Source organism: Actinosynnema sp. CA-299493 (genome assembly GCF_050946825.1).
Lineage (GTDB): Bacteria > Actinomycetota > Actinomycetes > Mycobacteriales > Pseudonocardiaceae > Actinosynnema.
This window is the reverse complement of the sequence record NZ_CP191993.1, coordinates 573,755-592,876: the sequence shown is the minus strand read 5'-3', so window position 1 is coordinate 592,876 and position 19,122 is coordinate 573,755. Positions and strand designations below refer to the sequence as shown.

Annotated in this window: 21 protein-coding genes; 9 read left to right on the top strand and 12 right to left on the bottom strand. The window is 72.2% G+C overall.

All coding sequences use genetic code 11. The features are described from left to right. Positions 1-88: 88 nt before the first annotated feature. A complete protein-coding gene (locus tag ACQPYE_RS02955; protein WP_498718990.1) occupies positions 89-1,228 on the top strand; it encodes an acyl-CoA dehydrogenase family protein in 1,140 nt (379 codons plus the stop codon). A 192-nt stretch (positions 1,229-1,420) separates the two neighbouring features. Here ACQPYE_RS02955 and ACQPYE_RS02950 read toward each other — a convergent pair whose 3' ends face one another. Beyond that, the gene (locus tag ACQPYE_RS02950) at positions 1,421-2,617 is read right to left on the bottom strand and encodes an amidohydrolase (RefSeq protein WP_498718989.1); all 1,197 of its coding nucleotides are present in this window, start codon (positions 2,615-2,617) and stop codon (positions 1,421-1,423) included. A 19-nt stretch (positions 2,618-2,636) separates the two neighbouring features. Beyond that, on the bottom strand, positions 2,637-3,509 hold the full coding sequence (locus tag ACQPYE_RS02945) for an aldose 1-epimerase family protein (RefSeq protein ID WP_498718988.1): 873 nt from the start codon (positions 3,507-3,509) through the stop codon (positions 2,637-2,639). Positions 3,510-3,577: 68 nt separating this feature from the next. On the opposite strand from ACQPYE_RS02945, the gene ACQPYE_RS02940 reads away from it, so the two are divergent. The 4 genes from ACQPYE_RS02940 to ACQPYE_RS02925 are packed head-to-tail and all read left to right on the top strand — an operon-like array spanning position 3,578 to position 7,487. Continuing rightward, positions 3,578-4,132, top strand: a complete 555-nt coding sequence (locus ACQPYE_RS02940; protein ID WP_498718987.1) for a TetR/AcrR family transcriptional regulator — start codon at positions 3,578-3,580, stop codon at positions 4,130-4,132. Continuing rightward, entirely contained in the window at positions 4,129-4,953 is an 825-nt protein-coding gene (locus tag ACQPYE_RS02935; RefSeq protein ID WP_498718986.1) for an MBL fold metallo-hydrolase, read from the top strand. The genes ACQPYE_RS02940 and ACQPYE_RS02935 overlap by 4 nt, the downstream gene beginning before the upstream one ends. 52 nt (positions 4,954-5,005) lie before the next feature. Next, a complete protein-coding gene (locus ACQPYE_RS02930; RefSeq protein ID WP_498718985.1) occupies positions 5,006-5,296 on the top strand; it encodes a YiaA/YiaB family inner membrane protein in 291 nt (96 codons plus the stop codon). Between the two features lie 34 nt (positions 5,297-5,330). After that, positions 5,331-7,487, top strand: coding sequence for a hypothetical protein (locus ACQPYE_RS02925; protein ID WP_498718984.1), 2,157 nt, complete (start codon positions 5,331-5,333; stop codon positions 7,485-7,487). On the opposite strand, the gene ACQPYE_RS02920 is transcribed toward ACQPYE_RS02925, so the two are convergent. Both ACQPYE_RS02920 and ACQPYE_RS02915 read right to left on the bottom strand, forming a co-directional pair. Then, on the bottom strand, positions 7,456-8,838 hold the full coding sequence (locus ACQPYE_RS02920) for an APC family permease (RefSeq protein WP_498718983.1): 1,383 nt from the start codon (positions 8,836-8,838) through the stop codon (positions 7,456-7,458). The genes ACQPYE_RS02925 and ACQPYE_RS02920 overlap by 32 nt on opposite strands. 71 nt (positions 8,839-8,909) lie before the next feature. Then, on the bottom strand, positions 8,910-9,143 hold the full coding sequence (locus ACQPYE_RS02915; RefSeq protein WP_498718982.1) for a hypothetical protein: 234 nt from the start codon (positions 9,141-9,143) through the stop codon (positions 8,910-8,912). 94 nt (positions 9,144-9,237) lie between these two features. On the opposite strand from ACQPYE_RS02915, the gene ACQPYE_RS02910 reads away from it, so the two are divergent. Together ACQPYE_RS02910 and ACQPYE_RS02905 are read left to right on the top strand one after the other, a co-directional pair. Next, complete coding sequence (locus tag ACQPYE_RS02910) at positions 9,238-10,080, top strand: helix-turn-helix domain-containing protein (RefSeq protein WP_498718981.1); 843 nt, start codon at positions 9,238-9,240, stop codon at positions 10,078-10,080. Positions 10,081-10,092: 12 nt separating this feature from the next. After that, positions 10,093-10,251, top strand: a complete 159-nt coding sequence (locus ACQPYE_RS02905) for a DUF397 domain-containing protein (RefSeq protein WP_498718980.1) — start codon at positions 10,093-10,095, stop codon at positions 10,249-10,251. Here ACQPYE_RS02905 and ACQPYE_RS02900 read toward each other — a convergent pair. After that, entirely contained in the window at positions 10,245-10,802 is a 558-nt protein-coding gene (locus tag ACQPYE_RS02900; RefSeq protein ID WP_498718979.1) for a hypothetical protein, read from the bottom strand. The genes ACQPYE_RS02905 and ACQPYE_RS02900 overlap by 7 nt on opposite strands. 131 nt (positions 10,803-10,933) lie before the next feature. On the opposite strand from ACQPYE_RS02900, the gene ACQPYE_RS02895 reads away from it, so the two are divergent. Beyond that, positions 10,934-12,235 (top strand): cation:proton antiporter, encoded by a 1,302-nt coding sequence (locus ACQPYE_RS02895; protein ID WP_498718978.1) that lies wholly within the window; start codon positions 10,934-10,936, stop codon positions 12,233-12,235. Positions 12,236-12,250: 15 nt separating this feature from the next. Here ACQPYE_RS02895 and ACQPYE_RS02890 read toward each other — a convergent pair whose 3' ends face one another. The 3 genes from ACQPYE_RS02890 to ACQPYE_RS02880 form a co-directional block, all read right to left on the bottom strand. Further along, a complete protein-coding gene (locus ACQPYE_RS02890) occupies positions 12,251-13,525 on the bottom strand; it encodes an MFS transporter (protein ID WP_498718977.1) in 1,275 nt (424 codons plus the stop codon). Positions 13,526-13,649: 124 nt separating this feature from the next. Further along, on the bottom strand, positions 13,650-14,306 hold the full coding sequence (gene pdxH / locus ACQPYE_RS02885; RefSeq protein WP_498718976.1) for a pyridoxamine 5'-phosphate oxidase: 657 nt from the start codon (positions 14,304-14,306) through the stop codon (positions 13,650-13,652). Positions 14,307-14,354: 48 nt separating this feature from the next. Further along, a complete protein-coding gene (locus ACQPYE_RS02880; RefSeq protein ID WP_498718975.1) occupies positions 14,355-15,215 on the bottom strand; it encodes an urease accessory protein UreD in 861 nt (286 codons plus the stop codon). Between the two features lie 77 nt (positions 15,216-15,292). Between ACQPYE_RS02880 and ACQPYE_RS02875 the strand changes: the two genes are divergently transcribed. Beyond that, a complete protein-coding gene (locus tag ACQPYE_RS02875; protein ID WP_498718974.1) occupies positions 15,293-15,796 on the top strand; it encodes a DUF4232 domain-containing protein in 504 nt (167 codons plus the stop codon). Here the strand turns inward: ACQPYE_RS02875 and ureG are convergent. Genes ureG through ACQPYE_RS02855 form a run of 4 tightly spaced genes read right to left on the bottom strand, consistent with a single transcriptional unit; the run spans position 15,766 to position 19,112 of the window. Continuing rightward, positions 15,766-16,449 carry an urease accessory protein UreG gene (ureG, locus tag ACQPYE_RS02870; protein ID WP_498722826.1) on the bottom strand — a complete coding sequence of 228 codons (684 nt, stop codon included), beginning with the start codon at positions 16,447-16,449 and terminating at the stop codon, positions 15,766-15,768. The two genes, ACQPYE_RS02875 and ureG, sit on opposite strands and share 31 nt — an antisense overlap. 4 nt (positions 16,450-16,453) lie before the next feature. Next, complete coding sequence (locus ACQPYE_RS02865; RefSeq protein WP_498718973.1) at positions 16,454-17,104, bottom strand: urease accessory protein UreF; 651 nt, start codon at positions 17,102-17,104, stop codon at positions 16,454-16,456. Further along, positions 17,104-18,804 (bottom strand): urease subunit alpha, encoded by a 1,701-nt coding sequence (locus tag ACQPYE_RS02860; protein WP_498718972.1) that lies wholly within the window; start codon positions 18,802-18,804, stop codon positions 17,104-17,106. The genes ACQPYE_RS02865 and ACQPYE_RS02860 overlap by 1 nt, the downstream gene beginning before the upstream one ends. Beyond that, complete coding sequence (locus ACQPYE_RS02855; RefSeq protein WP_498718971.1) at positions 18,801-19,112, bottom strand: urease subunit beta; 312 nt, start codon at positions 19,110-19,112, stop codon at positions 18,801-18,803. The genes ACQPYE_RS02860 and ACQPYE_RS02855 overlap by 4 nt, the downstream gene beginning before the upstream one ends. Between the last annotated feature and the right edge of the window lie 10 nt (positions 19,113-19,122).

Genomic DNA, 19,122 nt, shown 5'->3' with positions numbered 1-19,122 from the left:
GGGCCAACTCTGTCACAGCGCCTGGCTCCAGTACTGGAGTACGTCCTACAGTACTGGCGACAGTACTCCCGCGATCCGGAGGTCGACGATGCCCGCCGAGCGCCTGCTGCCCACCACCGAGGCCGAGGACCTGCTCGCCCTGGTCCGCGAGATCGCGCGCGACGAGCTCGCGCCGCACGCCGCCGAGGCGGAGGAGCACTCGCGGTTCCCTCGTGAGGCGTTCCGGCTGCTCGGCCGGACCGGGTTGCTCGGGCTGCCGTACCCGGAGCGGTTCGGCGGGGGCGAGCAGCCGTACGAGGTGTACCTCCAGGCGTTGGAGGAGGTGGCGTCGGCGTGGATGTCGGTCGGCGTCGGGCTGTCGGTGCACGTCATGTCCAGCTACGCGCTGGCGACGTTCGGCAGCGAGGAGCAGCAGTCGCGCTGGCTGCCGGACGTGGTGGGCGGCGACCTGCTGGGCGGTTACGCGCTGTCCGAGTCGCACGCGGGCTCGGACGCCGCCGCCCTCTCCACCCGTGCCGTCCGGTCCGACGACCACTACACCGTGAACGGGACGAAGGCGTGGATCACGCACGCCGGCGTGGCCGACTTCTACACGGTGATGGCGCGCACATCCGACGACGGCGGCAAGGGCGTCAGCTGCTTCTTCGCGCCCGGCCAGGCCGAGGGGCTGGTCGCCGCGAAGCCGGAGCGCAAGATGGGCCTGACCGGTTCGATCACCGCGCAGCTGTCGTTCGCCGACGTGCGGCTCGACGCGGACCGCCTGATCGGGACCGAGGGCGGCGGTCTGGGGATCGCACTGTCCGCTTTGGACTCGGGCCGGCTCGGCATCGCCGCGTGCGGCGTCGGTCTGGCGCAGGCCGCGCTGGACGAGGCCGTCGCGTACGCCAAGCAGCGCACCCAGTTCGGCCGCGCGATCATCGACTTCCAGGGCCTGGAGTTCCTGCTGGCCGACATGGCCGCCGCCGTGGAGTCCGCCCGCGCCACGTACCTGGAGGCGGCCCGCCGCCGCGACCGCGGCCTCCCGTTCCGCCGCCAGGCCGCGATCGCGAAGCTGATCTGCACCGACACCGCGATGAAGGTGACCACGGACGCCGTGCAGGTCCTGGGCGGCGCCGGCTACACCCGCGACTTCCCGGTGGAGCGCTACATGCGCGAGGCCAAGGTGCTCCAGATCTTCGAGGGCACCAACCAGATCCAACGCCTCGTCATCGGCCGCTCCCTCCGCTGACCCCCGCGCGTGTCGAACCTCCGCGTCCCGCGTGTCCTACGTTCGGAACGCGCGTGTCCTACGTTCCGGTACCCCGAGTTGAACGCTCAGCACAAGATCGACTGTTCTGAGCGTTCAACTCGGGTGTCCTGAACGTAGGACACGAGTGACGCGAACGTAGGACACGCGGGACCTGGAGGTTCGACACGCGGGTCAGGGTTCGCGGTAGAAGGGGTTGGTGACGATTTCCTCGCCGTCGGCGTAGCGGTAGACCTCGCGGCCTTCCACGTAGACCTTCAGGGCCCGGCTCATCACGTCCAGCGGGTCGCCCGACCAGATCACGACGTCGCCGTCCAGGCCCGGACGCAGGGAGCCCACGCGGTCGTCCAGGCCCATGATGCGGGCCGGGTTCACGGTGATCGACTCCAGACCCACGCGCGGGTCCAGGCCCTCCTTCACGGCCAACGTCACCTGGTGCACGAGGAAGTGGATCGGCACGACCGGGTGGTCCGTGGTGATCGCGATCTGCACGCCCGCACGCGCCAGGATGCCCGGGTTGCGCAACGACCGGTTGCGGACCTCGACCTTCGACCGCGACGTGAACAGCGGCCCGATGATCACCGGGATCTCACGCTCCGCCAGCACGTCCGCGATCAGGTGACCCTCGGTCCCGTGGTTGACGATGAGCCGGTAGCCGAACTCGTCCGCCAGCCGCAACGCCGTCGCGATGTCGTCGGCGCGGTGGCAGTGCTGGCACCACGGCAGCTCGCCCGACAGCACCCGCGCCAGCACCTCGGACGTGGTGTTCCGCTCGAACACGCCGTCCTCGGCGGCGTCCCGCTTGGCCACGTAGTCCTGCGCCTTGGTGAACGCGTCGCGGATCACCGCCGCCACGCCCTGGCGCGTGGACGGCAGCTTCTTCTGGTCCCCGTACACCCGCTTCGGGTTCTCGCCCAACGCGCTCTTCACGCTGACGGGGTTGCGCACGAGCATCTCGTCGGCCGTGCGACCCCAGCACTTCACCGCCACGGTCTGGCCGCCGATCACGTTGCCCGACCCCGGCTTCACCACCGCGGTCGTGACGCCGCCGGACAGGGCGTCGGCGAAGCCCTGGTCGGCGGCGTTGATCGCGTCCAACGCGCGCAGCCGGGCACCGTTGGGGTCGGTCATCTCGTTGGTGTCCTGCCCGGCCCAGCCCTCGCCCTCCTCGTGCACGCCGAGGTGGCCGTGGGCCTCCACGAAGCCGGGCAGCACCCAACCGCCCGCCGCGTCCACGACCGGGACGCCGGCCGGCACCTCGACGTCCGGGCCGACCGCGACGATCTTCCCGTCCTGGATCAGGACCGTGCCGCCCTCGATCGGCTCTCCGGCGACCGGGACGACGTACCCACCCGTGATGGCGACGTTCATAGTTAGCGACGCTAACGGTCTACGACAGGGGGCGCAAACCCCACCGGCCGGCCCACGACTCGCCCGGCTCCAGCCACAGCAGGTCGACCCCGCTGTTCAACGCGTCCGGCGGGCACGTCATCGGCTCGATCGCCACCGCGCGGCCACGGCCGGGGTAGTTGTGCGGCGTGTAGACCTGCACCCACTTGAAGTCCGGGTCCGCCCACACCTCGACGCCGCCCGCCGGGCCCTTCAGCACGTGCCGCACCAGCCCGTCCACCGGCTCGCAGCCACCGAACGCGGTGTCCAGCTCCACGCCCTCCAGCAGCCGCGCCACCCGGAAGTCGAGGTCGCCCGACACGGGCGTCGCCGGACCGTTCGGGATCATGGTCTGCGCGTCCACCGGCAGCACGGTCGTGGCCGCCAGCGACAGCGAGGTCTCGTCGGTCAGGGACGCGCCGGCGCGCGGGTACGGGTGCGTGCCCACCCCGAACGGGGTCCGCTTATCACCCACGTTGGTGACGCCGTGCGAGACGGTGAGGCCGTTGTCGTCGAGCGCGTAGGTGATGGTGGTGCGCAGCTCGACCGGCCAGCCCAGGCCGGCCACCGGCGTCTCCAGCGAGATCAACGACCCCGTGTGCTCCACGGTGCCCCAGATCGCGCGGCGCACCAGCCCGTGGATCGCGTTGCCCCGCGCGGGCTCGCCGATCTCCAGCTGCTGCTCCTCGCCGTCGAGCACCCATCTGCCGCCCGCCGTGCGGTTGGGCCACGGCACCAGCACCGCGCCGCTGCCCATGGGCGGTTCGTCGTCGTACGTCTCCACGTACGGCACGCCGCCGACTTCGTAGGACTTGAGTCCCGCACCCTCGGGTGCGATGACGGCGCGTGCCGCGCCGTGGGCGATCTCCAGCATGGGTCAGGAGCGTATCCGAGCGGCTCGACCCTTGACTTAGTTACTAGACCGGTCTCTATAGTAAAACCATGCCGAGACGGACCGACACCCGACAACGCGTGGTGCGCGCGGCGGCCGACCTGTTCCGGTCGCAGGGCTACCACGCGACGGGCCTCAACCAGGTGCTCGCCGAGGGCGGCGCGCCCAAGGGCTCGCTCTACTTCCACTTCCCGGGCGGCAAGGAGCAGTTGGCGGTCGAGGCGGTGACCTTGGCGGGCAACGAGCTGTGCGACGCGCTCGCCGCCGTCCTCGACGCCGAACCCGACTCCACGAAAGCGCTTTCCCTCGCCCTGGACCTCCTCGTCCGCGACCTGCTGGCTTCGGACTTCCGCAGCGGGTGCCCCGTCGCCACGGTCGCGCTCGACGCGGCGTCGGACAGCGAGCCGATCCGCCTGGCCTGTGCGGACGTCTACGCCAAGTGGCAGCACCTCATCGCCACGCGCGTCGGTGACGACGGCCTGGCCACGGTCGTGCTCGCCGCCATCGAGGGCGCGCTGCTGCTCGCCCGCACCCGCCGTTCGCCGGACCCCCTGCACGCCGTCGGCGCCCGCCTGGGCGTCCTCCTCGGAAGGCCAAGGCCATGAGAGCGCACCACCTGAACTGCGGCACCATGCGACCGTTCGGCGGGAAGCTGGTGACCGGCCAGGGCTCGTACTTCGAGGCGGCCGAGCTGGTCTGCCACGTGCTGCTGCTGGAGACCGACGACGGCCTGGTGCTCGTCGACAGCGGTCTGGGCCTCGGCGACGTGCGGCGGCCGGACGAGACGTTGGCGCGCTGGTGGCGGTTGATGAGCCGACCCGCGCTGGCGGAGCCGGAAACCGCGCTGCGCCAGGTGGAAGCGCTCGGGTTCGGCGCCTCCGACGTGCGCGACGTCGTGCTGACCCACCTCGACCTCGACCACGGCGGCGGCCTGCGCGACTTCCCCGACGCGCGCGTGCACGTGTCGGCGGAGGAGCTGGCCTCGGCGACCCGCCCGGACAAGTCGGGCAACGACCGGGTGCGGTACCCGGACGCGCAGTGGCGGCACGGGCCGAAGTGGACGCCGCACGGGCCGACCGGCGAGACGTGGTTCGGCTTCGGCGGTGTGCGCGAGGTGCGGCCGGACGTGCTGCTGGTGCCGTTGTTCGGGCACACGCACGGGCACACGGGCGTGGCGGTGCGCGTCGGCGACCGGTGGCTGCTGCACGCGGGCGACTCGTACTTCTTCCACGGCGAGGTGGAGGCGCAGCGGCACTGCCCGCCCGGGTTGGCGTTCATGCAGAAGCGGATGCAGGTGCTGCCCGAGCTGCGCGTCGCCAACCAGGAGCGCCTGCGCGAACTCGTGCGCGACCACCACGACGAGGTGGACGTCTTCAGCGCCCACGACGCCACCGAGCTGCGCCGCCACCAGAAGGCGCACGCCTGATCGAGTAGCAGTACTCATGACACCGGCAGGGGTCGGCGGGGACGCTTCGGGCATGACCGCGAAACCGCACTCGCCGACCACCAACGCCTTCTACGCGCAGGCGGTGATCTCCTTCGTCGTCTCGCTGGCCGCCGTCGGGCTCGGTGTCGCCTACCTGCCCGTGGACGGGTGGGTGCGCGCTTTCCTGGCCGTCGGCCTCCTGTTCACCATCACGTCGGCGTTCACCCTGGCCAAGTGCGTCCGCGACCGGCAGGAGGAGACCTACGTGGTGAGCCGGGTCGACCAGGCACGGCTGGAGAAGCTGCTCGCCGAGCACGACCCCTACCGGGTGGAGGCGGCCTGACCCCCTAGGCTGCACCGCTCATGGGAGCAGACCGATGACCGCCGCCGCTCTCGACGGCGTCGACGACGTCGAGTGGGCGTCCCTCGGCCACGCGCACGGCTCGGCGGCGGACGTGCCCCGGACGTTGCGCGACGCCGTCGGCGAGGACGAGGAGCTGGCGGGCGAGGCGTTCGAGCACCTCTTCGGCAGCATCTACCACCAGGGCACGCTGTACTCGGCGACGCCGCGGGCGGTGCCGTTCCTGGCCCGGCTCGCCGCCGATCCGGGCACGCCCCGGCGCGCGGGCCTGGCGCACCTGCTCGGGGTGGTCGCCGAGACCGGTGACGCCTCGCCGGAGGTGCTGGCGGACGTGCGGGCCGCCCTCGCCCGCGAGACCGCGACCCTGCTGCCGCTGCTGGACGACCCGGACGTCGAACTCCGGCACGTCGCCACCTACCTGCTGGGCAACCTGCCGCCCACCGCCGGGCTGGTGGCGGCGGTGCGGGCGCGACGCGCGCGTGAGCAGTCGCCGCACGTGGTCGCGGGTCTGCTGGCGGCGGCCGGTCGGCTCGCGCCGGCCGAGAGCGCCGGGTGGCTGACCGCCGAGCTGGGGTCGGACCGGCCGGCCGCCGTCCACGCCGGCGCGCTGTGGGCGATCGCCGACGCCGGGCTGCCGTGGCCGGACACCGCCACCTCGTCCGTCATCGCCTGCTGGGTGACCGGTGAACCGCTGACGAACTGGGTCTGGTCCGCCGACCCGTTCGCCGACGTCGTGGCGGGCGCCGACACCGCGTCCCTCGCCGCGCTCTGCCGCTCGTTGATCGAGCAGGGCCCGGCCGACACCGCGCAACGGGCCGTCGACGCCGTCTACGAGCGGTGCGCGCGGTCGCGGTCGGTCCGGGAGGAGCTGGCCCCGCTGCTGGCCGCCGCCGTCGACCACCCGGAGCCGTGGGTGCGCGTCGCCGCCGCCACCGCGGTCCGCGACGTGGCCCCGGCCGCTCCCCTGGCCGCGGACTCCCTCGCGGCGCACCTCACCGGTCCGCCGCCGACCGCGCCGAACACCCCCGGGGCACGGCTGTTCGGCCTCGGCCTCGAAGTGCTCGTCACGCTCGGCGACCCGCGCTGGCGGCGGCCGTTCACCGCCGCGCTCGCCGCGGGCGGGATCGGGCCGGAGGTCCTGGGCACGATCATCGACGCCGGCGTGCCGTGCGACGCCGTGCTGCTGACCGCGGTGCGACGGCGGCTGGCGGCCCTGCCGGCGCGGTGGGAGCCGTCGTCGGACCAGGACGCGCTCCTGGGCCGGGTGCGGTGGCACAACGAGCTGAACAACCTGACCAGGCTGCTGCGCCGCTGGGGCGCGGACGCGGCCGAGGCCGTGCCGGAACTCGTCGCGCTCGTCCCGCACGACCGGTGGTGGGCGGTCCGCGCGCTGGCCGCGATGGGCCAGGCCGCCTCGTCCGCCGTCCCCGCGTTGACGGGTGTCCGCCACGACCCGGCGGCGTCCTGGCGCCACCGCCTCGACTGCGCCGAAGCCCTCACCGCGATCACCGGCGACCCCGACCACGTGCGCGCCTGCGTGGCCGAGGCCGGCGCGGAGGAGCCGGTCCCGGCCGCGCAGACCGCCGTGCGCCACGACCTGCCCCTGCACGACCTGCTGCCCGCGCTGCGCGAGCTCGCCACCACCGACGCGGACGACACCCCGGCCACCACCCGGCTGCGCCTCGACGCGGCCGGGCTCCTGCGGCGGGCCGGTGACGTGGCGGCCCCGCTCCGGGCCGTCGCCGACGCCCTCGACCACGCCCGGCACGTGGCGGACGCGGTCGAGCTGGCGGGGCTGATCGGCCCACCGGCCGCCGCGCTGGCGCCACGGCTGCGCGAACTGCTCGCGGACCGCCACGACACGTACGCCGCCGCGCTGGCCCTGCGCCGCGTGACGGGCGAGGCCGAGCCCCTCCTCGACGCCGTCCGCCACCGGCTGACCTGGGTGGGCGCCCGGGCCTGGCTGGCCGAGTCGCTGCGGGAGCTGGGCCCCGACGCCGCCCCGCTGCTGCCCGGCCTGCGCGCCCTGGCCCACGGCGACGCCGCGATGCCGGGCGGCGGCATCCACGGCCGCCGGGTCCGCCAGGACGACGAGGACCGGCTGCGGCTCCTCGCCCTCCTGGCCGGACCCGGTCAGGAGGTCACTTCGTCAGCTTCTCCGCGTCGAACGTGACCTTGCCGTGCACCAGCCGGTTGATGAGCCACAGGACCACGCCGGCCGCGAGCAGGTACAGCGCGATCTCGTAGTCCGCCGACGCGCGGCCCGACAGCGGGCTCGCCAGGTAGGCGCACGTGATCGCGCCGAGCACCGGCACCCAGGTGGGCGCGCGGAAGTGCTCGTGGTCGACCTCCTCCTTGCGCAGCACCAGCACCGCGACGTTGACGATGGTGAAGACGACCAGCAGCAGCAACGCCGTCGTGCCGCCGAGCTTGGCGATGTCCGTGGTCGACACCAGGATGATCGCGACGCCCGACGTGAAGACGATCGAGATCCACGGCGTGCGGCGGAACGGGTGGACGGTGCCGAACACCTTCGGGATGATCCGCTCGTTCGACATGCCGTAGATCAGCCGGCTGGCCATCAGCATGTTGATCAGCGCCGAGTTGATGACCGCGAACAGGCCGATCAGCGAGAAGACCCACAGCGGGAAGCCGGGCGCGCCGACCTGCACGACCAGCAGCAGCGCGGAGGAGCCCGCCTTCGCCAGCTGGTCGGCGGGGATGAGCAACGACGACGTGATCGCGACCAGCACGTAGATGACCGCCGCGATCACCATGCCCCACAGCATCGCGCGCGGGAAGATGCGGACCGGGTCGCGCACCTCCTCGGCCATGTTCACCGAGTCCTCGAACCCGACCATCGCGAAGAACGCCAACGCGGTGGCGGACGTGATCGCGACCAGCGCGCTCTGGCCCGGCGCCGGGTCGACCTGCGTCAACCGGGCCGGGTCGCCGTCGCCCACCAGCACCGCGTAGAGGCCGATCGCGATGATGATCACCAGGCCGGACAGCTCGATGCAGGTCAGCACCACGTTCGCCTTGACCGACTCCGAGACGCCCCGGAAGTTGATCGCGGCGAGGCCGATGATGAACAGGATCGCGACCAGCGTCGCCGACACGGTGAACGTGTCGGAGAAGAACTCCTTGATGACGGACTGGAGGTAGGTGCGCCCGAACGCGAGCGCGGCGGAGGACGCCGACGTGATGCCCGAGCTCATCACCGCGAACGCCACCATGAAGGTGAGGAACTGGATCTTGAACGCGCGGTTGGTGTACAGCGCCGCGCCGGCCGCCCTGGGGTACTTGCCGACGAGTTCGAGGTAGCTGAACGCGGTCAGGAACGCCACCGCGAACGCGACCAGGAAGGGCACCCACAGCGCGCCGCCGATCTTGCCCGCGACGTTGCCCGTGAGGGCGTAGATGCCGGTGCCGAGGATGTCACCGACCACGAAGAAGAGCAGCAACTTCGGGCCGATGGCCCGTTTCAGTTCCGGTTGCCCCGGTGCGCTCGTCGCTTCCGCCATGCCGTGTGAGTGTGCCGGATCACACTGGGCGCGGATAGTCGGAGCGGCACACCTTGGGCAAGTCTTGATGTTCAGGGTCGGGCGGCGGCCCGCAGGTCGGCTTCGGCCTGCGCGATGGCCTCGTCCAACGCCTCCCGGAACGCCGCGATCTGGTCCGCCTCCAGCCTCACCCCGTCCACGCCGGTGGGCAGGAACACGTCGATCCCGCCGTCCTGGACTTCGAGGCTGAGCACGTCCTCCTGGTCCGAGTAGCACCGCAACAACCACTCGCGCTTCGGCGACGTCACCTTGATGATCTGCTCCATGCCCCAAGATTCGCAGCGCTGTCTTAAATTCCGCAATAACTCATTCGAGTGACTGTTCTTGCGATTCAATTTGCAGCGCCCCTAACTTGATCGCATGGCACGCCGCGCTGGAACGTCGGTCCGCTCCCGCCGACTCGCACACGTCCTCAAGAAGCTCCGCACCACCAGCGGCACCAGCACCGATGCCGTGGGTGAGGCGGTGGGCATGTCCGGGAGCAAGATCAGCCGCATCGAGACCTCCGGTGCGGGCATCTACCTCGACGACCTGGAGAAGCTGCTCGACTTCTACAAAGTCGCGCGCAAGCAACGCGTCGAACTCCTCGACCTCGCCCGGCATGCCGAACAGCGTGGCATGTTGCGCATGAACAACAACCAAAGGGTGCACGAGGACTGGCAGACCTGGGTCGATTTCGAGGACGAGGCCAGTTCACTGCTCAACTACGAACCCCTGATGATTCCCGGTCTGCTGCAAACGCCGGAATACGCCCGGTCGATCATCAAGGCCACCGGGCACGCTCTCACCAATGCCCAGGTGGACGCCTTGGTCGCCAGTCGGATGGCACGCCAAGGCCTCCTCAGCCGCAACACGCCGCTCAAGCTCAGCGTGATCATCGAGCAGGGCGTCCTGGAGCGGCCGTTCCACGACCAGGCGGCACAACGCCGCCAGATCCGACACCTCGTCGACGCCGGCGAACGCCCCAACGTCACGGTGCGGGTGGTGCCGACCGACGCCGAACTGCACGGCGGGCTCAACGGGCCGTTCGTGATCCTGGAGTACGACGACGACCCGAGCCTCGTGCTGCTGGAGAACAAGGTCGCGAGCCTGTTCATCGACGAGGACGACCAGATCGAGGTGTTCGAGGCGACCTGGGCGGCACTGCGGCGTTTGGCCTACACGGCGGAGGAGACGCTGGATTACTTGAAGGGCCTCGCGTGACACGATGGAGCCATGACCTTGTGGCGTAAGAGTTCTCGCAGCAACAGCAGTGCCAACTGCGTCGAGGTGGCCCGGGTCCAGGAGCGGGTGGCGGCGCGGGACTCCAAGAACCCCGCGCCCACCGTCACCTTCCCCGCGACCTCGTGGGCGCGGTTCCTGCGGGCTCAGTAGTCCTCCCACACGTCGTAGTCGGCGGAGTCCGGGCCGGCCGTGTCGTCCACGCCGACGGCGGCCAGGTCCGCCGACGTGAAGGTCGCGGTGGCCCGATCGCCCAGGAACACGCCGACCAACGTCACCAGCACGTCGAGGTGGGCCTCCGCCGACTGGTCGTTGCACGCGGTGATCCGGTTCAGCGCGTCGTGGACCGGCTGCTCCACCCCCGACTGGGCGAGCTGCTTGAGGATCAACCCGGCCTCCGCGAACCCCTCGCCCGGTCCGGTGATCTTGACGTACGACGAGGCCGTGCCGCGGAACAGCAGGAACAGCGCCCGGTACTCGGCCACGCCCTCGAAGTCGAGCGTGAGGCCGAACAGCTCCTGCAAGCCGCGCAGCACCCGTTGGCGGTGCTCGCGCAACGCCGCGTTGTACGCCTGGCTGTAGTAGTAACCGCGCTTGGCTTCCGGGTGGGCGTCGAGGAACGCCTGCACGAACGCCCGGCGGTCGTAGGTGATCACCCGTCCAGTCCACCACGCCCGCCACGGCGTCACCCGGGTCACGTCCACCGACCGGACACCGGTGCTCCGGACCCGGTGTGACGCGGTGGCTCGCCCGGACGCGGTTGGCATCACCCGATCCGGGTAACTGGGTGGGTACTCGCCCTCTTGACCGCGAGCCGACGAGAGGAACCCGCCCGTTGGAGCCCACCGCCGTGGTCTACGCCGGTGTCGGTGTCGCGACCCTCCTGGCCGCGGTGCTGCCCAGGGTCCTGGGGCGGGCGCCCGCGTCCATGCCGATGGTCTTCCTGGCGGCGGGCGCGGTCGCGTTCGCGGCCTTCGACCCGCTGCCCGACCCGGACCCGACCGCGCACGGCACGCTCACCGTGCACCTCACCGAGCTGTGCGTCATCGTCTCGCTGATGGGCGCGGGCCTCGCGCTCAACCGGCCGGTCGGGCTGCGTCGCTGGTCGACCACCTGGCGGCTGCTCGGCGTCACGATGCCGCTGTCGATGCTCGCCGTCGGCCTGCTGGGCTGGGGCGCGCTCGGCCTGGGACTGGCGTCGTCGGTGCTGCTCGCGGCGGTGCTGGCGCCCACCGACCCGGTGCTCGCCAGCGAGGTGCAGGTGGCCGAGCCCGCGGAGGACCCCGACGACCCGGGCGAGGAGGAGGACGAGGCGCGGTTCGCGCTGACGTCCGAGGCGGGGCTCAACGACGGGCTGGCGTTCCCGTTCACCTACGCCGCCGTGGCCATCAGCATCGCCGGGGCCGCGCCGGAGGGCTGGCTGCCGCACTGGCTCGTCGTGGACGTGCTGTGGCGGTTGGCGTGCGGCGTGCTCGTCGGCCTGCTCACCGGCTGGGGGTTGCGCAAGCTGTTCTTCGCCGCGCCGTCGAAGGACTTCCGGTTGGCAGAGCACGCGGAGGGCTTCGTCGCGCTCGCCGCCACCTTCCTGGCCTACGGCCTCACCGAGCTGGCCGAGGGGTACGGCTTCGTCGCCGTCTTCGTCTGCGCCTGCGCGATCCGGGCGGGCGAGCGGTCCCACGGCTACCACCGCGTCCTGCACCAGTACGTCGAGCAGGTCGAGCGGATGCTCACCGTGCTGATCATCTTCCTGCTCGGCGGCGCGGCGGTCACCGGGCTGCTGGCCGGCACCGGGTGGCGGGACGTGCTGGTCGCGCTGGTCGTCCTGCTGGTGGTGCGGCCGGTGGCGGGGCTGATCGGGCTGGCGCGGGGCAAGACGGGGCCCCGGGAGCGGGCCGTCATCTCGTTCTTCGGCGTGCGCGGCGTCGGGTCGCTCTTCTACGTCGCCTACGCGCTGCAAGCCGGGGACTTCGCCGACCAGGACGCGATCTGGCGGGTGGTCGGCCTGGTGGTGATCGGCTCCATCGTCCTGCACGGCGTCACCGCGACACCGTCGATCAGGCTGCTGGACCGCTTGCGGCTGCGCGCGGCGCGGGACCGGCACGGTGATCCCGACCAGGCCCCGCGGACCCCCGTCTGAGCGGAGGCCGGCAGTTCAGCCGGCGGGCGGCCCGGAGTCCACGACCGCCGGCGTGAAGCGGTAGCGCTTGATCGCCGGGATGGCCAGCACCGCCAGCCCGGTTGCCACCACCACGAGGACGCCGCCCAGCGCGGTGGCGTTGCCAGGGCCGATCATCGCGCCCGTGGTGCCGTGCAGCAGGTCCGCCAGCCGGGGACCGCCCGCCACCACCACGATGAACACGCCCTGCATCCGGCCGCGCATCTCGTCCGTCGCCGCCGACTGGAGGATGGCGCTGCGGAACACCATGCTGATCATGTCCGCCGCGCCGCCGATCGCCAGGAACACCACCGCGAGCCACAGGGCGTGCGACAGGCCGAACCCGACCATCGCCACGCCCCACGCCACGACCGCGAGCACGACGCCCACGCCGTGCCGGGTCACGCGTGAGGTCCAGCCGGACGTGAGGCCGCACAGCATCGCGCCCAGCGGGATGGCGGCGAACAGCAGGCCCAGCGCCAACCCGCCGCCGGGCGGGTCGCCGAACGTGTTCTCGGCCATCTCCGGGAACAGCGCCCGGGGCATCCCGAACACCATCGCGATGATGTCCAGCAGGAAGCTCGCCAGCAGGATCTTCTGCACGGCCAGGTACCGGAACCCGTCGACCACGTCCCGCAGCCCGGCGCGGCGCGACGTCCCGCTCAACGGCGGCAGCGGCGGCAGCTTCCAGACCGCCCAGATCGTCAGCGTCAGCGCCACGGCGTCGACCAGGTACAACGTCGACAGGCCCACGACCGGCATCAGCGCGCCCGCCGCCATGGGCCCGAACACGCCGCCGAACATCATCACCGTCGAGCTCAGCGCCGTGGCGGCCGGGATCTGCTCGGCGGGCACCAGCCGGGCGACGGAGGCGGTGCGGGCGGGGGCGTTCGCGGCGAAGAACACCTGTTGCAGCCCGAGCAGGGCGATCACCAGCCACACGGAGTCGACGTGCAGCGCGGCCTGCACCCACAGCAGCACGGACGTCACCGCGATGCCGGTGTTGGTGACGATCAGCAGCTTGCGCCGGTCCACCACGTCCGCGATGGCCCCGCCGTACAGCCCGAAGACCAACAACGGCACCAGCGCCACACCGGCCGCGACACCGACCCAGCCCGACGACCCGGTGAGGTCGTACACCTGCTTGGGCACCGCCACCGCGGTGAGCTGGCTGCCGACGGCCGTCACGATGGTGGAGAGCCACAGCCGCCGGTACGCCACGACCCTCAACGGCCGGGTGTCGATGGCAATCTTCCCCAGGACTCTCCGCACGGTCGTTTAGCGTACGGCAACTAACGACAGCCTCACCGAGACGTGGGACACGACCCGAGCGGGTCCGGACGCGGGACGAGCCCCGCGGCGAGGTGCCGCGGGGCTCGTTCCCGGAGTGGTCGGACTAGGGCGCGACCCGCTGGAGCTCCCAGCCGTCCCGACCGAGGCGGAAGCGGAGGCGGTCGTGCATGCGGTCGCGGCGGCCCTGCCAGAACTCGACCTCTTCGGGCCGGATGCGCCAGCCGCCCCAGTGCGGCGGCACGGGTACCCGGTCGGCGTCGGCGAACTGCCGCTCGACCTTGTTCAGCGCGCTCTCCAAAGTGGAGCGCCCGCTGACGACGCGGGACTGCGGCGAGGCCCAGGCGCCCAGCTGCGAGCCGCGCGGGCGGCTCTCCCAGTAGCTCGCGGTCTCGGCGGGACCGACCTTCTCGACGATGCCGCGCACGTGCGCCTGCCGCTGCATCGCGAACCACGGGAACGTGGCCGACGCGTACCGGGTGGCCATCAGGTCGTGGCTCTTCGCCGACGTGTAGTTGGTGAAGAACACCAGGCCGCGCTCGTCGAGGCCCTTCGCCAGCACGGTCCGCGAGGACGGCCGGCCCTCGGTGTCGGCGGTCGCGAGCACCATCGCGTTCGGCTCCGGCAGGCCCGCCCCCGCCGCTTGGTCCAGCCACAGCTGGAGCTGCTCGTGCCAACTGGCCGCGAGGTCGCTCTCTGTGAGCGAGCCATGTTCGTAGGACACGCGCATCGACGGCAACGCGATGTTCGTCGTCTCCGACATCCCGACCTCCCGGAGCGTAATTCGTCCTGGCCAAGGCACTTGTGGCACCTAGCGATCCCGCGACCGTACGGGTTCCGCGCCCGAGGCGAAACCGCTCGCACGGTGATGACCGCCACCCGATCCGTGACTTTCGGTGTGACCCGCGCCTCGGAATCGAGCACGGGATCGTGTCAGAGGGCCGCTCGACCCGGGATGCCTGGACCGCGCTTCGTCGAGCGCGCGTTCCACGGTCACGGCGTCATCGGCCAAGGCGGTGCTCAGGCTCCCGCCACGCGCCAGCGGGACGAGTGACCACCAGTCGGCCGAGACCGCTCCCGGCAGGTCGTCGTCCCAGCACAGCAACTCCGTGCCGAACACCCGGCGGCCGGCCAGCCCGGCCGGACTGGTGTCCACTTCGTGCGTTCCCAACCGCGATGTCTGCTTGATCACCGGCCCGTCCCGCCGGACGTCGAGCGTCGTGGTGAGCGAGCCCGGCCGCTCGTTCGACCGACCCAGCACGACGACGTCCCGCGCACGCAGCCGAGCGCCTTCCCCCATCCGCGCGCGGAACACGGACTCGTGACGTGCACGCGCCGTGACGACGGTCGGTTCCGGCAGGTACGCCAACGACGCGCCGTCGGCCAGTTCCACGTCGACCAGCGCACGGCTGCCGCCCGCGTGCTGACCGGGCAGGGCCAGCGTCGCGGCCACCCCGCGCAGTTCCAGCGACGCCCCCGCCTCGACCGCCACCCGCAGTTCCAGGTCGTCGCCACCCAGCGGCGCGGTGACCGCGCTGACCAGGTGCACGAGCGCGACCTCCTGCGGGCCGCGCCGGGGCACCAGGCGCAACGGCGCCATCGACCGCACGTCGCGCACGACGGATCGCCCGTTCGGGTCGCAGGCCACGACCAGGTGAGCCCGCGCCCTCACCGGAGCAACCCCTGTGACCCCCGACACGTCCTCGGATCGGGTGGAAGTCCCACCCGCGCATCTCGGGGGAGATCGTGATGAGGAGATTCGTCGCAACAGCCGCGGTCGTCGCGGCCGTGTTCGTCACCGGGGGAACGGCGGTCGCGCAGCCGGCGGCCGGCACGTGCCGGTCGGCGGACCTGACCATCGGGTTCGGCCGCGAGGAAGGCGCGGCGGGCACGGTGTACCGGGAGGTCGTGCTCACCAACCGGGGCCCGCGCACGTGCGTGCTGCGGGGCTTCCCGGGCGTGTCCTATGTGGACGGGAACGGCGACCGGGTCGGCGCCGCCGCCGCGCGCGTCGGTGAACGCGGCCCGCTGCTCACCCTGCCGCACGGCACGGCGGTCCGCTCGGACGTCGGTTTCGCCCAAGTCGACAACTTCGACCCGGACGTGTGCCGCAAGACGCCCGTGTGGGGCATCCGCGTGTTCCCGCCGGACGAGACGGCGCCGCTGCACCTGCCGATGACCGGACAGCACGGCTGCGCGGGCGACGTCAGCCCGTTCGGGAGTCAACTGACCGTCGCGAGCGTGCGGAGCTGAGCGCGCACCCAGTCGGCCACCGCGGGCGCGTCCGGTGTGTCCACGAGGGACTGTGCGATCACCGGTAGCTCGCCGCGCATCCGGTGGGCGTCGGCCGTCATGACACCGAGGTCGGCGCCCACCATCGGCGCGAGGTCCGTCTTGTTGATCACCAGCAGGTCCGCGGTGGTCACGCCGGGACCGCCCTTGCGCGGCACCTTGTCACCGCCCGCCACGTCCACCACGAAGATCTGCCGGTCCACCAGGCCGCGGCTGAACACGGCGGTCAGGTTGTCGCCGCCGCTCTCGATGATCACCAGCTCCAGGCCGGGCACCCGGTGCTCCAGCAGCTCCACGGCGTCCAGGTTGGCCGTGATGTCGTCGCGGATCGCCGTGTGCGGGCACGCGCCCGTCTGCACGGCCTCGATCCGCTCGACGTCCAGCACCCCGGCGGCGCGCAGGAAGTCGGCGTCCTCGGTCGTGTAGATGTCGTTGGTCACCACGGCGAGGTTCACGCTCCCGCCCAACGCCCGGCACAGCGCCGCGGTCAACGCGGTCTTGCCGCTGCCGACCGGCCCGCCGATGCCCAGGCGCACCGCCCGGTGCTCGTGCGGCTCATGGGCCTCGTGGGGGTCGTGGCCCGCGTCGGCGGGGTCGAAGTTCACCGGGTGCACGTGGTCAGCTGACAAAGAGACGCACCTCTTCCGAGTGGTGGCGGTCGTGTGATTCGGCCAGCAGGTCCAGGCCGGGCGCGCTCGGGGCGGGCAGGTCCTCGGGCGGGGTGTCGGCGTGGCCCGCGGCCATCGCGGCGATGGCGTCGATCTCCGGCGCCAACCGGGCCAGCACCGCGTTCACGCCGAACGGGTCCAGGCCGAGCAGCCGGATCGCGCCCGTCGCCGGACCCGTCACCGCGTGGTAGGCCACGGTCTGCGCGGCCTCGAACGGCTCGCCGACCAGCACGCCCACGATGACCGGGTGGTGCGGCCTCGGCGTGACCCGCAGCAGCTCCGCCAACTCCGCCGACGGCCACGCCCGCCGAGCCGCCCGCGCGATGCCGCGCCCCTGCACGCGTGACGCGTTGCGCTGGGCGGGCGAGGGCGTGCGGGCGTCGAACTCGGCGTCCAGCTCCCCGTAGCGCCCGCGGCACGCGGCGGACGCGAACACCGCGCTCAACGCGCCCGCCGTCCGCAACCGCCCGAGCAGGAACGACGCCAACGACGCCTCGTCGGCGACCAGCCGCCGCGCGACGGCCTCCTCCAGCCCGCCCGAGTGCACGTGGCCGCCGCCCGGGAACCGGGAGTCCGCGATCATCAGCGCCGCGAGGTTCATCAGAACAGGAAGTAGCGCTGGGCCATCGGCAGCTCGGCCACCGGCGCGGGCTCCACCAGCTCGCCGTCGATGCGCACGGCGAAGCTGTCCGGGTCGACCTTCACGCGCGGCATCGCGTCGTTGAGCACCATGTCGGTCTTGGTGACGCCCCGCGTGTTCCGCACCGCCACCAACGGCCGCGCCAGCCGCAGCACGTCCGCCAGGTCGGCGTCGACCGCCTGCTGCGACACGAAGTGCACGCTGCTGCGCGCCGCCGAGTGCGCGCCGAACATCGGCCGCGCGAAGACCGGCTGCGGGGTCGGGATGGACGCGTTCGCGTCGCCCATCGCCGCGTGCGCGATGAACCCGCCCTTCAGCACCACCGCCGGCCGCACGCCGAAGAACTTCGGCTCCCACAGCACCAGGTCGGCCAGCTTGCCCACCTCCACCGACCCGACCTCGTGGTCGATGCCGTGCGCGATGGCCGGGTTGATCGTGTACTTGGCCACGTACCGGCGGGCGCGCAGGTTGTCCGGCATCTCGCCGCGCCGCCGCTGCATCACGTGCGCGGTCTGCCAGGTCCGGATGATCACCTCGCCGACCCGGCCCATCGCCTGCGAGTCCGAGCTGATCATCGAGATCGCGCCCAGGTCGTGCAGGATGTCCTCGGCCGCGATCGTGGTGGGCCGGATGCGGCTCTCCGCGAACGCCAGGTCCTCGGGCACGGACGGGTTGAGGTGGTGGCACACCATCAGCATGTCCAGGTGCTCTTCCAGCGTGTTCACCGTGTGCGGGCGCGTGGGGTTGGTCGAGGACGGCAGCACGTTCGGCTCGGACACCACCTGGATGATGTCCGGCGCGTGCCCGCCGCCCGCGCCCTCGGAGTGGTAGGCGTTGATCGACCGGCCCGCGATGGCGGCCAGCGTCGACTCCACGAACCCGGCCTCGTTCAACGTGTCCGTGTGGATGGCGACCTGCACCCCGGACTCGTCCGCCACCCGCAGGCACGCGTCGATCGCGGCCGGCGTCGTGCCCCAGTCCTCGTGCAGCTTGAACCCGCCCGCGCCGCCCGCCAGCTGCTCCCGCAGGGCGTCTTCCCGGGTCGTGTTGCCCTTGCCGAGCAGCAGCACGTTCACCGGCATGTGGTCCATCGACGCGAGCATCCGCCCCAGGTTCCACGCGCCGGGCGTCACCGTCGTCGCCTTCGTGCCCTCCGCCGGCCCGGTGCCGCCACCGATCAACGTGGTCAACCCGGACGCCACCGCGACGTCCACGATGCCCGGCGTGATGAAGTGCACGTGGCAGTCGATGCCGCCCGCCGTGAGCACCTTCCCGTTGCCCGACAGGACTTCCGTCGACGGCCCGATCACCAGCGCCGGGTCGACCCCGTCCATGGTGTCGGGGTTGCCCGCCTTCCCGATGGCGACGATCCGGCCGTCGCGCACACCGACGTCGGCCTTGACCACGCCCCAGTGGTCGAGCACGACCGCGCCCGTGATGACGAGGTCCGGCGCGCCCTCCGCGCGGGTGGCCACGCCCTGGCCCATCGACTCGCGGATCACCTTCCCGCCGCCGAAGATCACCTCGTCGCCCGCGCCGCCCGGCCCCCTCGACCGGTCCTCGGTCACCTCGATCAGGATGTCGGTGTCGGCGAGCCGGATCCGGTCGCCGACCGTCGGCCCCAGCAGTTCCGCGTAGCGGCGGCGGCTGATCTCGTTCACCGGTCCAGCTCCCCGGCCAGCTCCGGCCGCAACCCGGGCACCCGCCGCAGACCCGCGATCGGCACCAGCACCACCTCGCGCTCGACGCCCGGCTCGAACCGCACCGCCGTGCCCGCCGGGACGTCCAGCCGCTTGCCCCACGCGGCCTCCCGGTCGAACTCCAGCCCGGGGTTGGCCGCCGCGAAGTGGTAGTGCGACCCGACCTGCACCGGGCGGTCCGCCGCGTTGACGACGACGAGCGTGGTGCGCGGCCGGCCGGGGTTCAGCTCGACCGGCTCGTCGCCGGTGATGATCTCGCCAGGGACCACGGGCTGCTCC

Excerpts from the sequence above, each read along its gene's own strand:
- ACQPYE_RS02930 (WP_498718985.1), top strand. The coding sequence starts at position 5,006 with ATGACCGCGAAACCGCACTCGCCGACCACCAACGCCTTCTACGCGCAG.
- ACQPYE_RS02935 (WP_498718986.1), top strand. The coding sequence starts at position 4,129 with ATGAGAGCGCACCACCTGAACTGCGGCACCATGCGACCGTTCGGCGGG.
- ACQPYE_RS02905 (WP_498718980.1), top strand. The coding sequence starts at position 10,093 with ATGACCTTGTGGCGTAAGAGTTCTCGCAGCAACAGCAGTGCCAACTGC.
- ACQPYE_RS02865 (WP_498718973.1), bottom strand. The coding sequence starts at position 17,104 with ATGAACCTCGCGGCGCTGATGATCGCGGACTCCCGGTTCCCGGGCGGC.
- ACQPYE_RS02945 (WP_498718988.1), bottom strand. The coding sequence starts at position 3,509 with ATGCTGGAGATCGCCCACGGCGCGGCACGCGCCGTCATCGCACCCGAG.
- ACQPYE_RS02915 (WP_498718982.1), bottom strand. The coding sequence starts at position 9,143 with ATGGAGCAGATCATCAAGGTGACGTCGCCGAAGCGCGAGTGGTTGTTG.
- ACQPYE_RS02955 (WP_498718990.1), top strand. The coding sequence starts at position 89 with ATGCCCGCCGAGCGCCTGCTGCCCACCACCGAGGCCGAGGACCTGCTC.
- ACQPYE_RS02920 (WP_498718983.1), bottom strand. The coding sequence starts at position 8,838 with ATGGCGGAAGCGACGAGCGCACCGGGGCAACCGGAACTGAAACGGGCC.
- ACQPYE_RS02925 (WP_498718984.1), top strand. The coding sequence starts at position 5,331 with ATGACCGCCGCCGCTCTCGACGGCGTCGACGACGTCGAGTGGGCGTCC.
- ACQPYE_RS02910 (WP_498718981.1), top strand. The coding sequence starts at position 9,238 with ATGGCACGCCGCGCTGGAACGTCGGTCCGCTCCCGCCGACTCGCACAC.
- pdxH (WP_498718976.1), bottom strand. The coding sequence starts at position 14,306 with ATGTCGGAGACGACGAACATCGCGTTGCCGTCGATGCGCGTGTCCTAC.
- ACQPYE_RS02940 (WP_498718987.1), top strand. The coding sequence starts at position 3,578 with ATGCCGAGACGGACCGACACCCGACAACGCGTGGTGCGCGCGGCGGCC.
- ACQPYE_RS02950 (WP_498718989.1), bottom strand. The coding sequence starts at position 2,617 with ATGAACGTCGCCATCACGGGTGGGTACGTCGTCCCGGTCGCCGGAGAG.
- ACQPYE_RS02875 (WP_498718974.1), top strand. The coding sequence starts at position 15,293 with ATGAGGAGATTCGTCGCAACAGCCGCGGTCGTCGCGGCCGTGTTCGTC.